This window comes from Corynebacterium gallinarum (genome assembly GCF_014837045.1).
In the GTDB taxonomy this organism is placed as follows: domain Bacteria; phylum Actinomycetota; class Actinomycetes; order Mycobacteriales; family Mycobacteriaceae; genus Corynebacterium; species Corynebacterium gallinarum.
In genome coordinates this window covers 1-13,940 of sequence record NZ_JACSPR010000004.1, presented here as the reverse complement: position 1 = coordinate 13,940, position 13,940 = coordinate 1, and the positions used below count along the sequence as shown (strand labels likewise).

Sequence of the window (13,940 nt, the reverse complement as noted above, 5' to 3'; positions counted from 1 at the left end):
GCAGTAACTGAAAGAAACAAGGGAGGAGCCCGCCATGAAGCAGAATGCGGATATGGTCGGCTCCTCCGATCCCGGTGGAATATTAAAAACACCACCACATATGAAGCGGGTAGGAACTTCCAAACGCAATCTTGTGATCCCGTGGATATTGCAGCTGGGTGCCATGATCGGCATCGCGGTGCTGCTGTATCCTAGTGCCGCTGACTGGTTTGCTACCCGCGCGCATAACGCTGAAGTCTCAGGCTACCTCCAAGAAGTGGAGAAGGCACCGGCGACGGAATTGGTCGAACAACGTCGTCTCGCAGCCCAATACAACGCCGATATTCCTGAAGGTATACTCCAAGATCCCTTCACCCGGCCTGTTACCGGCAACCAGCAGAATTCCACTGGTGCTCATCAGAACTATGCCGAGATGCTGCAGGTCGGGGATCGTGAGGCAATCGGTGAGTTCCTGTATCCGGATGTCGGTATCTCTCTTCCCATTTATCAGGGAACTGATGATGCAGTCCTTAAAAAAGGGGTCGGGCATGTGCATGGCAGCTCGCTTCCGGTAGGTGGGGAATCTACACGGGCGGTATTGACCAGTCATTCCGGGCTGGTCAATGCTTCCCTGTTCACTGAGCTTTTCGACGCAGAAGTAGGACACATCTTCAGCGTGTCGGTGCTCGGCGAACGCCTCCACTACGAAGTTAAAAGTCTTGAAACCGTATTACCGCAACAAACTGAATCCTTGAAAGTCATTGATGGTGAGGACTGGATAACCCTGATTACCTGCACTCCCATCGGTGTCAATAGCCATCGTCTTCTTGTTCACGCTCAACGTGTTTCCGCACCATCCACGGATGTCAATGACGTTATTGCTGGTGATGGACAGAAGGCCGGCATCCCATGGTGGGCACTGATATTCTGCGCAAGCTCCAGCATTGTGGCCTATGTGATTTTTGCTCAACGTCCGGAAAAAAATCAGGGTGGCCGGCACCGGGTGAATAAACAAATCCTGAAAGTGAAGCAATAATGAGGGTCGAGATCAGAACTCGTCGTGGAGCATCCTCCACTGCGATGCACGCGCTTGCTTTGTGCATAGCTTTGATGCTGACTCAAGTACTCATCCCGTTTTCTGCACACGGTCAAACCATTGACCGGAATGCAGAAACCACCCTGGTAGTCCATAAGTTTGAACAGCCCGAGCTTCTCCGACCCTCCGCTGATGGGTTACCGAAAGACACCAGCGGATTGGTTCCAGTCCCCGGTGCCTCTTTCACGGCTAAGCGCGTTCCCGGTATTGATCTGCATACCAATGAAGGGCAGCGTTCCGCAGCGGGTTTAGGTGTCACCGAGGCAGCTCAACGCGTCAGCAGTGAGCCTATTGCAGCACAAGCTGTAACAAACGGCAATGGTACCGCGGTACTTTCCAACCTCAAGGTGGGGCTTTATTATGTCCAGGAAACTTCTATTCAGCCAGGTTTTGCAGGAACATCACCGTTTCTCGTGGCACTCCCGCTGACCAACCCGCAAGATCACAGCAGCTGGCTCACCACCGTGCATGTCTATCCCAAGAATGCCCGGGCAGGAATCACCCTGGAGGTAATTGATCAGGATGCCGTGGGCCTGGGGGATACAGTTCAGTGGACTTCCCGGTCCGGCATCCCGTTGCGCTCCACGATCGACGGTTACCGTGTCCAGCAGATCATTAACCCCCAGCTGGAGCTTCTCGGCTCTGCCAGCGATAAAACAGCGCAGGTAAAGGTGAGCATCACAGGCGTCGGGGTTTCCGCTCTGATTCTGGGTCAGGATTATCACATCAATTACACTTCCGGTGATCGCACCATCACCGTCGACTTCCTTGAGTCTGGTTTGAGGAAGTTGGAAGCTGCGGTGGCCGCAGATCCAAGTGCTGAAGTGCAGATTGAATATGGCACCACAGTCTTAAGCGATGGTGTTCATGCCAATACGTCGGTGCTCTACCCCAGTCGTGAGGCGATTGACAGCCAAATAGGGGTCAACAGTACGGCGGAAACCCGATGGGGGCCGTTGTCCGTGGTGGTCCATGAGAATGATAAACCAGATAATCGTATTCCCGGGGCTTCTTTCCAGCTCTATCGCTCCCCGGAGGATGCCGCAGCCCGGCGCGATCCGATCATTATTGAGGGGGTCTCTGAATGGATCACGGATGAGCAGGGGCGCCTGATCATTGAGGGGCTGCGTTTCTCCAACTTCGCCAATGGGTTGGATCGTGAATTAACGGATCCCCTCTACCGGACGTATTGGGTTGTTCCCACCAACTCTCCACCCGGATGGGAGTGGGTGGATGCAGATCCACTGGGCGGGGCTGTCAACTCTGAGGTGACGTTCCAGACATTGATTTATGAGGTTATTCGTGAAGATGACCCAACCAGGCCTGGTATCTTGCTGCCGATTATCTTCTTCCCCTTTGATTGGTTCAACGGCGGTTCCTCGTCTGGATCTGCTGATGGTGGCCCCGGCCCCAATCCGGATGCGTCATCCAGTGAGCCAGGCAGCCCGCAGGAATTCGACAACAAAGATTCTCGCACCGGTCTGGCCTCCACTGGTGCGCAGGTGACTGGGCTGATTACCTTCGCCTTGGTACTCATTGCGGCCGGCGTATTATTGATTATGCGTAGGCGTGGAAACCAGAACGAATGACCGATACCATTGAAGGCCGTCACCGGTTGGAGCGGCAGCCGAAAAAGGTACGGACCAAGAAGCAGAAACAGCGGCTTGCCACCAATATCTTCCTGCAGATCTTCGCCATGTTCGGCATCGGTCTGCTCATCTATCCCGATGGTGCGGACTGGGTAAATTCACTGGGGCATAATTCTGAGATCTCCGGATATACGCGTCAGATTGAGAACACCCCACCGGAGGAACGCCAGCGGATCCTGGACGTAGCCTACAATTACAATGACCAGCTTGAACCCGGTCCCCTTACAGATCCCTACCTGAGCGAAGCCGAAGACGCCCTTGTCGGTAGCGAGGTATATAAAGCTTATGAAGAGATGCTCCGGGTCAGTGGCACTGATGCCATCGGCACTCTGAATTATCCGGATGTCAATATTGCTCTGCCCATGTATCACGGAACCTCCGATGAGGTGATCTCGAAGGGAATCGGGCACCTCTACGGCACTTCACTGCCGGTGGGTGGGCCGTCGACACGCGCGGTGGTGACTGCGCACAGTGGTCTGCCGCATGCGAAGCTCTTCACTGAGCTTCACGACGCCCAGGTGGGCGACATCTTCTGGTTCTCAGTACTCGGCGAGGAGCATTATTATGAAGTCCGTGAGTTGGAAACCGTCCTGCCCAATGAAACCGACTCTTTCCAAATCATTGAAGGCGAGGATTGGGTCACGCTGTTCACCTGCACCCCGGTGGGTGTGAACAGTCACCGTCTGCTCGTCCATGCGCAGCGCATCCCCGGCCCTGAAGCGGGAGGGGAGCAGGTCATCGATGGCGACGGAATCCGCGCTGGCTTCCCCTGGTGGCTGGTGATCTTCATCGGCGGGTCGGCGCTGGTTGCGCTGATGCTGTTCATGCCAGCTAGGAAGAAAAAGAAGAAGGCCACGGCCTGATTTGTTGCTAAGTTGGGTGGGGATGACCAGCAATCCCTACACAGCCTTCCTCCCACTGCCATACCGTTCCCGGGTGGAACCGGAGCACACGTGGTGGCAGTGGCGTGACAACAAAATCCACATCGCCCGCGCACGCCGCCCCAAGGCCCGCGCCCGTGTGCTCGTCATCCACGGCATGGGCGCGCACAGCGGCGCGCTCTGGCCCCACGCCGCGACCCTGGTGGACCGCGGTTTCGAGGTGCTCGCAGTCGACCTGCCCCTGTTCGGCCTCACCGTCTGCGACCCGACGGAGGTGCTTTATAGCGACTGGATAGCCCTGCTCATCGATCTCATCGAGGAAGAACACGACGGCCGACCCCTCATCCTGTTTGGTGCCAGCGTCGGGGGATTGCTGGCGGCGCATGTGGCGTCGAAAAGCACACACGTTACCCACGTGGTGGCGACCTGCCTGATGAACCCCGCCGACCCCCTGGCCCGGCGTAAGATGACCCGCTTCGGGTCGCTGGCCATCCTGACCAAACCGCTGCTCAAACTCGCGCCGGGTAGAAAGATGGTGCGGATCCGGTCATTTGCTCGTATCTCGAAGATGAGCCGCAGCCCGGGGCTGTCCAAACTGTGCGCCAGTGATGAACTCGGCGGGGGAGTGAAGGTACCGTTGCGGTTTCTCAGCTCCTACCTGCATTTCAAGCACGATATGCCTACCGTGCCGGTCACCCTGGTGCACCCAGGGCATGATGGCTGGACCCCCGTGCAGCTCAGCCTGCGCACCCTCAAACGTGCCAAGGGGCCCACCGCTGTGGTCACGCTCCGGGAATGCGGGCACTTCCCGATCGAGGAGCCTGGTCTGTCCGACCTCTTCGCCGTGTTCAATCATCTGGAATAGAAGAGGCGTGGGGTCCGTTGTCATTTGTGGAAGTGTCAACTAAAAGAAATGGGGAATCCGCCGTGGCTGCGAAGATGAAAATTGAAGTGTGGAGCGACATCATGTGCCCGTTCTGCTACATCGGTGAGAAGAAACTCGACGACGCGCTCGCCGGTTTCGTCGACGCTGAGCGTATCGACGTCGAATTCAAGAGCTTCGAACTCATGCCCGGCCTGGAGACCCACCCCATCCGCACCACCAATGAGATGCTCGCGGAAACCAAGGGCATGACCGTCGAACAGGCCCGTCAGATGAACAGCCAGGTCGCTCAGTTCGCTGCCGCCGTGGGCCTGGAGATGGACTCCGAGACCTCCATCCCCGCCAACACCATCAACGCCCACCGCCTCACCCACCTGGCCAAGAAGCACGGCAGGCAGAAGGATGTCGCCCACGCACTGTTCCGCGCCTATTTCACGGAGCAGAAGAATGTCGATGACATCGATACCCTTGTGGCCATCGCGCAGGGCGCAGGTCTTGATGGGGCAGAGGCCCGCACGGTATTGGAGTCCGACGCCTATACCAATGAGGTCCAGCGTGACATCCACGAGGCCCGTCAGCTCGGTGTCACCGGCGTGCCGTTTTTCGTCTTCGATCGTAAATACGCCATCAGTGGCGCCCAGGAGGCGGCGGTCTTCGAGGGCACCATCGAGAAGTCCTTCGGTGAATGGGCGGAGGCCAACCCTGCCAGCCCCTTTGAGGTCATCGAGGGGCAGACCTGCTCGGTGGACGGCACCTGCAATTAGCGCATCTGGGTGGGGGTAAAACCCCAGCTCACCGGGCGATTTTGCATAAGGATAAATGTCACGTATATTCTTATCCAGTCGCCTACGCGACGAGCTCCCATCGTCTAGGGGCCTAGGACACCGCCCTTTCACGGCGGCGACACGGGTTCGAATCCCGTTGGGAGTACTATCTGCCCTTGCAGGTAGATAATTGCAGATGGCCCTGTGGCGCAGTTGGTTAGCGCGCCGCCCTGTCACGGCGGAGGTCGCGGGTTCAAGTCCCGTCAGGGTCGCAATGCGCACTGGAGGCACCCACTTTCTTGGAAAGTGGGTGCCTCCAGTTTTTTCTGTTTCCCGCCGGTTTCTGGTTGAACGTTTTCGTTGGTTTGCATCGGGGAACCCGGGATTTCGGGGCTTCCGGGGGAGCAGACGGTCGAAAATATTCATCACTGAGCTGCGAACATGAAAGTGATAGACTTCACAGGATAGTTGCAACTGTGGTTCCCGGCATCGGCAGGTCCCGGGTAGCCACATCCACCCGCACACCCTGTCGAGGACGGAACAGATCATGGATCTCTTCGAATACCAGGCCCGTGACCTCTTTGAATCCCATGGCGTGCCCGTGGTGCGCGGCATTGTGGCCGACACCCCGGAGGGTGCCCGCCGGGCCGCCGAGGAACTGGGTGGGCCAACGGTGGTCAAGGCACAGGTGAAAATCGGGGGTCGCGGCAAGGCCGGCGGTGTGCGACTAGCCGCGGATCCCCAGAAGGCCCATGAGGCTGCCGGGGCGATCCTGGGCATGGACATCAAGGGCCACACCGTCGAGCAGGTCATGGTGGTGGAGGCGGTGGACATCGCCGAGGAGTATTACTTCTCCATCCTCCTGGATCGCGCCAACCGCTCCTACCTGGCCATGTGCTCCATGGAAGGGGGCATGGAGATCGAACTCCTGGCGAAGGAGCGCCCCGGGGCCCTGGCTCGTGTAGAGGTGAACCCACTGACCGGCATCGATGAAGCCAAGGCCAGGGAGATCACCCAGGCTGCAGGTTTCGACGACACCACCGCGCAGAAGATCAGTCCTGTTCTGCAGCAGCTCTACCGCGTTTACCATGAGGAGGACGCCACCCTCGTCGAGGTGAACCCGCTGGTCCTCACCGGGGAGGGAAAGGTCCTGGCACTGGATGGGAAGATCACCCTGGATGACAATGCCCACTTCCGGCATGATCACCGGGAGGAGCTGGCGGGATCGGCCGACACCCTGGACCCGTTGGAGCTCAAGGCGAAAAAGAACGACCTCAATTATGTGCGGCTGGAGGGCACCGTAGGGATCATCGGCAATGGTGCGGGTCTGGTGATGTCCACGCTCGACATTGTGGCCGAGGCGGGTCGACAGCATGGTGGGCAGGCGCCGGCCAACTTCCTCGACATCGGTGGGGGAGCATCAGCGGAGAGCATGGTGGCGGGTCTGGAGGTGATCCTCGGGGATCCGCAGGTGCGCAGCGTTCTGGTCAATGTCTTCGGTGGCATCACCGCGTGTGACGAGGTGGCCCGGGGCATCGTGGGTGCCCTGGAGGAGCTCGGCTCCGGGGCGTCGAAGCCGATCGTCGTCCGCCTGGATGGCCACAATGTGGACAAGGGGCGGGAGATCCTGGAGGAATTCAACCACCCGCTGGTCACACTGATCTCCGGGATGGATGAGGCCGCCGACCGGGCGGCCCAGCTCGCAGCAGAGCAGCCCACCACCGAATTCGCCGCCGTCACCAACTAGGAGCACCCTCATGGCCATCTTTCTCGATGACACCTCCCGCATCATCATCCAGGGCATCACCGGTTCGGAGGGGTCCCTGCACACCGCCCGGATGCTCGCCTCGGGTGCCACCGTGGTCGGCGGAACCAACCCCCGCAAGGCCGGGGAGACGGTGACACTGGGCGAGGTGGAGCTCCCCGTCTTCGGCACCGTCGCCGAGGCCATGGAGGAGACGGGCGCGAACGTGTCCGTGGTCTTCGTGCCTCCCGCGTTCGCCGGGGAGGCGATGAGGGAGGCTATCGACGCCCGGATACCCCTGCTCGTGGTTATCACCGAGGGTATCCCTGTCCACGATGTCGCCGAGGCGTGGGCCCACGCACAGCAGGTGGGGGCTACCCGCATCATCGGCCCCAACTGCCCCGGCATCATCACCCCGGAGGTGTCACTGGCCGGCATCATCCCCGCGACGATCACCAGCTCCGGTCCCATCGGGCTGATCTCCAAGTCGGGCACCCTGACCTATCAGATGATGAACGAGCTGGCGGATGTCGGGATCTCCACCGCCATCGGCATCGGCGGCGATCCCATCATCGGCACCACGCACATCGACGCTCTGCGCGCCTTCGAGGACGACCCCGACACCGAGGCCATCGTGATGATCGGGGAGATCGGTGGGGATGCGGAGGAACGCGCCGCAGAATTCATCCGCGACCACGTGAGTAAACCGGTGGTCGGTTATGTCGCGGGTTTCACCGCCCCGGAGGGCAAGACCATGGGGCATGCCGGGGCGATCGTCACCGGGTCCGTCGGCACGGCCCAGGCGAAGAAGGAGGCGCTCGAGGCAGTTGGGGTGCGGGTGGGCACCACTCCGTCCGAGGCCGCCGAGATCATGAAGGAGAGCATCGCCGACCGCTAGTGGGCAGGCGCTGTCGTGCGTCGAAAAGCATCGTTGAGCTGCGGATTTGTGGGTTAATATGACATCTGTGTAAGGTATTCACTTGTGCGCAGGACGGAGCGACTGCTTCGGATAGTGCATTTTGTAAGGCCCTGTGGCGCAGTTGGTTAGCGCGCCGCCCTGTCACGGCGGAGGTCGCGGGTTCAAGTCCCGTCAGGGTCGCTAGAGATGTTCTATACTGTAGTTCATTCTCTGGCCAGATAGCTCAGTCGGTAGAGCGTTCGCCTGAAAAGTGAAAGGTCGCCGGTTCGATCCCGGCTCTGGCCACAATGTCCGCCCTCATCAAGGAATTGATGAGGGCGGTTTGTTGTTTTCTGTATAAAGGCCTCAGACAGGTCACACCACGAGCAGAAAACCCAAGGAGCACGCCCATGAGCGATGACACCGGCAAGATCGACATCACCCACCACGAGAACCAGAAACGTTTCGTCATCACCCTCGACGGCGAGGCGGCAGGGTTCGCCAGCTACGTCGACGGCACGGACTACCGCAACTTCAACCACACCGTGATCAAGCCCGAATTCCGCGGGCGGGGGCTGTCCACGCCCCTGATCAAATATGCCCTCGACGATGCCCGCGCCAACGGCATCCGCATCCATGACTCCTGCTGGGCGGTCTCCGGCTTCATCAAGAAGAACCCGGAGTATGAGGACCTGAAGAAGTAGGCGACTGCCCAAACATATGACTGTGGCCCGGTTCCCCTGTCGGGAACCGGGCCACGGATTGGCTGGTATTAGATGTAGTAGTCCGGATCAACCAGCTTGATGGTCTCCTCCTTGCCACGCGGACGGGCCTTGGCGGGGATACCCACAGCGATGTGGTTGGCGGGGACATCCTTGGTCACCACAGCGTTGGAACCGATGGCGGAACCCGCTCCGACCGTGATGGGGCCGAGCACCTTCGCGCCGGCACCGATGGTGACATTGTCCTCGATGGTGGGGTGACGCTTCGTCTGGGTGAGCACCTGACCGCCCAGGGTGACGCCGTGGTACAGCATCACGCCGTCACCGATCTCTGAGGTCTCCCCGATGACCACACCCATGCCGTGGTCGATGAAGAAACGACGACCGATGGTGGCACCTGGGTGGATCTCAATGCCGGTGAAGAAACGGTTCAGCTGCGACAGGATTCGAGCGGGGCCACGGAAACCTGACTTCCACCAGGCATGGGCGATGCGGTGGGCCCAGATTGCGTGAAGACCGGAGTACACGATGGCATTTTCGAGATCCCCCCGCGCCGCAGGGTCATGGTCGCGGGCATTGGCGAGGTCTTCGCGGATCATCTTCACAACTGAAAGCATGCAGGCAAGTCTAACAGCGTGCACTTGGGCCATCAGAGAATCCCACCCGGATTAATTCAGGGGCCTGACCCGAATGACAAAACCGCCCCTTTCCCGAACTGGCGCGGGGAAGGGGCGGTGAGATGCTCGCGGTTGATTAGTCGCGGATGTCTTCGTAGAGGACGGTGGAGACGTAGCGCTCACCGAAGTCGCAGACGATGGTGACGATGGTCTTGCCGGCGTTCTCCGGCTTGGCAGCCAGGTCCAGAGCGGCCTTGATGTTGGCACCGGTGGAGATACCACCCAGGATGCCCTCCTCGGTGGCCAGCTTGCGGGACCAGGTGACAGCATCCTCGTTGGAGATGGTGATGACATCATCCAGGACCTTGCGGTCGAGGTTCTCCGGGATGAAGTTGGCGCCGATGCCCTGGATCTTGTGCGGGCCGGCCTTACCGGAGGTCAGCAGCGGGGATGCCTCTGGCTCGACGGCGTAGACCTGGGCCTCCGGATTGTGCTCCTTGAGCACGCCACCGACACCGGTGAGGGTGCCGCCGGTACCGAAGCCTGCAACGAAGATGTCGAAGTTGCCGTCGGTGTCCTCCATGAGCTCCTTGGCGGTGGTTGCGCGGTGGACCTCCGGGTTGGCAGGGTTCTCGAACTGACGGGCGAGGATGGCGTTCTCGCGCTCGGCGACGATCTCGTCGGCCTTGTCCTTGGCGCCCTGCATGCCGGCGGCACCCGGGGTGAGGACGATTTCCGCACCGTAGGCGCGCAGCAGAACACGGCGCTCGGTGGACATGGTCTCCGGCATGGTCAGGACAACCTTGTAACCGCGGGCTGCGCCAACCATGGCCAGGGCGATACCGGTGTTGCCGGAGGTTGCCTCGACGATGGTGCCACCCGGCTTCAGCTCACCGGAAGCCTCGGCTGCGTCGATGATGGCCAGACCGATGCGGTCCTTGACGGAGTTGGCGGGGTTGAAGGACTCGACCTTAACCAGGACGGTGGCGTCCAGGCCCTCGGTGAGGCGATTGAGTTTGACCAGGGGGGTGCGGCCGATGGTCTCAGTGATGTTGTTGTACACGTTGCCCATGAAGGGGGTGCTCCTTAACTAAACAGTTCTCTCGATGGAAAGTTCACCGGACGGTCGGGATACCCGTGTGTGGATGACCGGGGTGTCCCGCGCCCTATAAGAAGCGAGTCTACACCAAAGATCCCCCGCAAAGCAGACGGATCGGTCTAGTTTTTCTAGACTGTTAGGTTTGGGCAGGTTGGCGGGTTTTTTGAAGGATGAATTAAATGCGGGAGTGGTCGGAGGGTGGGTGGAAGTAGGGCGGAGGAGGCATTTATTGGCAGATTCCCCACATGAAAACCCACAAAAACGTGTTATACGCCACTGTGATGGTGGGACCTTTCGGAATTTTCAACCTAACTCGGGGGTGATTGGGTGTGGGTGGGCAGTAATGGGCACTGTGACGGTGGGAAAAGGGGAAAAATGCGGTGTGAACTGCATGTAAGTGGACAATGGGGGTGGAAGTTGTGGGGAGGGGGTAGAGTTAAGGGGGTGGGGAACTTTTTCCCATACCCCCAAAGTCAAAAGAAATAATGCAGATAGTCAACATAGTCAGCAGGTAGGGCGAACTATGACTACCCCCAAAGGGGAGTTATACTGTACATCTGACGGATATTTCTTACTCGTCTGAACCCCTTCGGGTGTACCAGCACGGGTGTAAAGCAGGAGGAAAACAACAAGGTGGATACCCAGCGGATCAAAGACGATGAGGATGCCATTCGCTCGGCGCTGGCATCGCTGAAAACCGCCACCGGCATTCCCGTGACGATGTATGCGACAGTCCTCCCGGACAATCGCCTTCAGATCACCCAGTGGGTTGGTCTTCGTACACCGGCGCTCCAGAACCTGATCATCGAACCCGGTGTGGGTGTCGGTGGCAGGGTCGTGGCAACCCGTCGTCCGGTCGGTGTCAGTGACTACACCCGTGCCAATGTGATCTCGCATGAGAAGGACTCCGCGATCCAGGATGAGGGGCTGCACTCCATCGTGGCAGTTCCCGTGATCGTCCACCGGGAGATCCGTGGCGTTCTCTACGTTGGTGTCCATTCCGCGGTTCGTCTCGGCGACACTGTCATCGAGGAGGTCACCATGACCGCCCGCACCCTGGAGCAGGATCTTGCGATCAACTCCGCCCTGCGCCGCAGTGGGGCTCCGGACGGTCGTGGCGCACTCAAGCCGAACCGCGTCATGAATGGTGCGGAATGGGAGCAGGTCCGATCCACCCACTCCAAGCTGCGCATGCTGGCGAACCGGGTGGCGGATGAGGAGCTGCGTCGGGAGCTCGAGGAGCTGTGTGACCAGATGGTCACGCCGGTCCGCGTGAAGCAGACGACCAAGCTGTCCGCCCGTGAGCTTGATGTGCTCGCCTGTGTGGCACTGGGGCACACCAATGTTGAGGCGGCTGAGGAGATGGGTATCGGCGCGGAGACGGTGAAGAGTTACCTGCGCTCAGTCATGCGTAAGCTCGGCGCCCATACCCGTTATGAAGCAGTCAATGCAGCCCGCCGCATCGGCGCACTGCCCTGATCCGTTCCACCTGCTGAGAAGCAGTTAGCGTTTTCCCCTAGCGTTTTCCACCCGGAACCCACTTCACGTCATCGCCCTTGTTGGCGACGCGCGAGAGAATGAACAGTAGATCGCTCAACCTGTTCAGATATTTCGCCGGCAGGACGGATGTGGTGTCCGGGTGTTCGCGTACCGCCACCCATGCGGAGCGTTCCGCCCGACGGGTGACCACGCGTGCGGTGTGCAGCAGCGCCGCGGCAGGGGTTCCTCCGGGCAGGATGAAGGAATCGAGGTTGGGGAGATCCTCATTCCACTTGTCGCAGTCCGCCTCGAGCCGGTCGACGTACTCGGGCAGGACACGCAGGGGCGGGTACTTGGGGTTTTCCTCGATGGGGTTGGCGAGATCGGCGCCGACGTCGAAAAGCTCATTCTGCACCCGACGCAGCAACGTCACCATCGCCTCGTCGGGGTTGCCCAAGGCGAGCACCTCGCCGATGGCGCAGTTCGCTTCGTCGGTGTCGGCGTAGGCGATGAGGCGCGCGTCATCCTTGGGTACGCGGCTGAAATTCGACAATCCGGTCGTGCCGTCATCGCCGGTGCGGGTATAGATCTTGGTTAGGTGAATAGCCATGTTTCAAACGGTAGCCGTCATCCGCCCCCGCCGTGCACCATTCCGACGGCGGGGGCGGATAAGGTGGGTGGGGTGAAAGACAAGTTTCTAGTCAATGGTGGAGCAAGGCTCCAGGGATCCGTGCGTGTCGACGGCGCAAAGAACAGCGTGCTCAAACTCATGGCGGCCGCGCTGCTGGCGGAGGGCACCACGACCCTGACCAACTGTCCCGAGATTCTCGATGTCCCCCTCATGCGTGATGTCCTGGTCGGTCTCGGCTGCGAAGTGGAGATCGACGGACATACTGTCACCATCCACACCCCGGCTGAACTCAAATCCGATGCTGACTTCCCGGCGGTCACCCAGTTCCGCGCATCGGTCTGCGTGCTGGGACCACTGACCGCCCGCTGTGGCAGGGCAGTCGTGTCACTTCCCGGTGGCGACGCCATCGGATCCCGCCCTCTGGATATGCACCAGAGTGGACTCGAGCAGCTCGGTGCGACCACCCGTACCCAGCATGGTGCTGTGGTCGCCGAGGCTGAAAAGCTCGTCGGCGCGGAAATCTCCCTGGACTTCCCCTCGGTGGGTGCGACGGAGAACATCCTCATGGCCTCAGTCATGGCTGAGGGGCAGACCACCCTGGATAACGCAGCCCGCGAACCCGAGATTGTCGACCTCTGCCGCATGCTGCGTTCTATGGGTGCCGATATTGAAGGTGAGGGTTCCCCCAAGATCACCATCAACGGCGTGGAGAAGCTCCACCCGACCTCGCATGAGGTCATCGGTGACCGCATCGTTGCGGGCACATGGGCGTTCGCCGCCGCCATGACGCGGGGAGATGTCACTGTCGGGGGCATCGCACCCCGTTACCTTCACCTCCCACTGGAAAAGCTCAAGCTCGCCGGCGCCCAGGTGGACACCTTTGAAAATGGTTTCCGCGTAGTGATGAACAAGCGTCCCAAGTCCACCGACTACCAGACCCTTCCCTTCCCGGGCTTCCCCACAGACCTGCAGCCGATGGCCATCGGCCTCAACGCCATTGCGGATGGAGTTGCGGTGGTGACCGAGAACGTCTTCGAATCGCGGTTCCGCTTTGTCGACGAAATGCAGCGCCTCGGTGCGGATACCTCCGTAGACGGTCACCATGTGGTGATCCGCGGTATAGAGGAACTGTCCTCAACCACCGTGTGGTCCTCGGACATTCGCGCCGGCGCCGGCCTGGTCATCGCAGCACTCTGTGCTGAAGGGACCACCGAGGTCCGCGATGTCTTCCATATTGACCGCGGCTACCCGAACTTCGTGGAGAACCTGCAGGCTCTGGGGGCCGATATCCAACGGGTTGTAGGCTAGATCCCGTTGGTCGGTTCGTCGGTTTAGTGCTGTGAGCTGGGGGTTTGTGGGTTGTCGGTGGGGTGTGTAGATTAATACCAGTCAGCGCGACCGACAACGCCCCATCCAGTACTTACTGGAGTGTGCGGCGGTAGGACAACAGGTGCTGACCCCAACGACACCATCACATCGAAACCGAAACAGCGTTTTG

At 60.0% G+C, this 13,940-nt stretch carries 13 protein-coding genes and 4 tRNA genes; 14 read left to right on the top strand and 3 right to left on the bottom strand.

Annotation, left to right across the window (positions count from 1 at the left end; translation table 11 throughout):
- Window positions 1-34 precede the first annotated feature (34 nt).
- From H9627_RS06620 to H9627_RS06565, 12 genes are all read left to right on the top strand, one after another.
- Complete coding sequence (locus H9627_RS06620) at window positions 35-1,015, top strand: class C sortase (protein ID WP_225213574.1); 981 nt, start codon at window positions 35-37, stop codon at window positions 1,013-1,015.
- Window positions 1,015-2,664, top strand: a complete 1,650-nt coding sequence (locus H9627_RS06615; RefSeq protein WP_191733227.1) for a SpaH/EbpB family LPXTG-anchored major pilin — start codon at window positions 1,015-1,017, stop codon at window positions 2,662-2,664. The genes H9627_RS06620 and H9627_RS06615 overlap by 1 nt, the downstream gene beginning before the upstream one ends.
- Entirely contained in the window at window positions 2,661-3,587 is a 927-nt protein-coding gene (locus H9627_RS06610) for a class C sortase (RefSeq protein WP_191733226.1), read from the top strand. Before H9627_RS06615 ends, H9627_RS06610 begins: the two co-directional genes overlap by 4 nt.
- Window positions 3,588-3,609: 22 nt before the next feature.
- A complete protein-coding gene (locus H9627_RS06605) occupies window positions 3,610-4,470 on the top strand; it encodes an alpha/beta fold hydrolase (RefSeq protein WP_191733225.1) in 861 nt (286 codons plus the stop codon).
- Between the two features lie 62 nt (window positions 4,471-4,532).
- On the top strand, window positions 4,533-5,252 hold the full coding sequence (locus H9627_RS06600; RefSeq protein ID WP_318247766.1) for a DsbA family oxidoreductase: 720 nt from the start codon (window positions 4,533-4,535) through the stop codon (window positions 5,250-5,252).
- Window positions 5,253-5,345: 93 nt separating this feature from the next.
- Window positions 5,346-5,418: transfer RNA gene (locus H9627_RS06595), tRNA-Glu, on the top strand.
- 32 nt (window positions 5,419-5,450) lie between these two features.
- Window positions 5,451-5,524: transfer RNA gene (locus tag H9627_RS06590), tRNA-Asp, on the top strand.
- Between the two features lie 275 nt (window positions 5,525-5,799).
- The gene (sucC, locus tag H9627_RS06585) at window positions 5,800-6,999 is read left to right on the top strand and encodes an ADP-forming succinate--CoA ligase subunit beta (protein WP_191733224.1); all 1,200 of its coding nucleotides are present in this window, start codon (window positions 5,800-5,802) and stop codon (window positions 6,997-6,999) included.
- Between the two features lie 10 nt (window positions 7,000-7,009).
- The gene (gene sucD / locus H9627_RS06580) at window positions 7,010-7,894 is read left to right on the top strand and encodes a succinate--CoA ligase subunit alpha (RefSeq protein ID WP_191733223.1); all 885 of its coding nucleotides are present in this window, start codon (window positions 7,010-7,012) and stop codon (window positions 7,892-7,894) included.
- A gap of 127 nt (window positions 7,895-8,021) precedes the next feature.
- Window positions 8,022-8,095 (top strand) — tRNA-Asp (locus H9627_RS06575).
- Window positions 8,096-8,127: 32 nt separating this feature from the next.
- Window positions 8,128-8,200, top strand: a tRNA-Phe gene (locus H9627_RS06570).
- Between the two features lie 2 nt (window positions 8,201-8,202).
- Window positions 8,203-8,598, top strand: coding sequence for a GNAT family N-acetyltransferase (locus H9627_RS06565; RefSeq protein WP_318247765.1), 396 nt, complete (start codon window positions 8,203-8,205; stop codon window positions 8,596-8,598).
- A gap of 68 nt (window positions 8,599-8,666) precedes the next feature.
- On the opposite strand, the gene epsC is transcribed toward H9627_RS06565, so the two are convergent.
- Both epsC and cysK read right to left on the bottom strand, forming a co-directional pair.
- Window positions 8,667-9,233: a serine O-acetyltransferase EpsC gene (gene epsC / locus H9627_RS06560; protein ID WP_191733221.1), complete on the bottom strand. Its 567-nt coding sequence runs from the start codon at window positions 9,231-9,233 to the stop codon at window positions 8,667-8,669.
- 136 nt (window positions 9,234-9,369) lie between these two features.
- On the bottom strand, window positions 9,370-10,305 hold the full coding sequence (gene cysK / locus H9627_RS06555) for a cysteine synthase A (RefSeq protein WP_191733220.1): 936 nt from the start codon (window positions 10,303-10,305) through the stop codon (window positions 9,370-9,372).
- Window positions 10,306-10,965: 660 nt separating this feature from the next.
- On the opposite strand from cysK, the gene ramA reads away from it, so the two are divergent.
- Window positions 10,966-11,811, top strand: a complete 846-nt coding sequence (ramA, locus tag H9627_RS06550; RefSeq protein WP_006769199.1) for an acetate metabolism transcriptional regulator RamA — start codon at window positions 10,966-10,968, stop codon at window positions 11,809-11,811.
- Between the two features lie 37 nt (window positions 11,812-11,848).
- Here ramA and H9627_RS06545 read toward each other — a convergent pair whose 3' ends face one another.
- The gene (locus H9627_RS06545) at window positions 11,849-12,421 is read right to left on the bottom strand and encodes a cob(I)yrinic acid a,c-diamide adenosyltransferase (protein WP_191733219.1); all 573 of its coding nucleotides are present in this window, start codon (window positions 12,419-12,421) and stop codon (window positions 11,849-11,851) included.
- Window positions 12,422-12,493: 72 nt separating this feature from the next.
- Between H9627_RS06545 and murA the strand changes: the two genes are divergently transcribed.
- Complete coding sequence (gene murA, locus H9627_RS06540) at window positions 12,494-13,750, top strand: UDP-N-acetylglucosamine 1-carboxyvinyltransferase (RefSeq protein WP_191733218.1); 1,257 nt, start codon at window positions 12,494-12,496, stop codon at window positions 13,748-13,750.
- The last annotated feature ends 190 nt before the right edge of the window (window positions 13,751-13,940 follow it).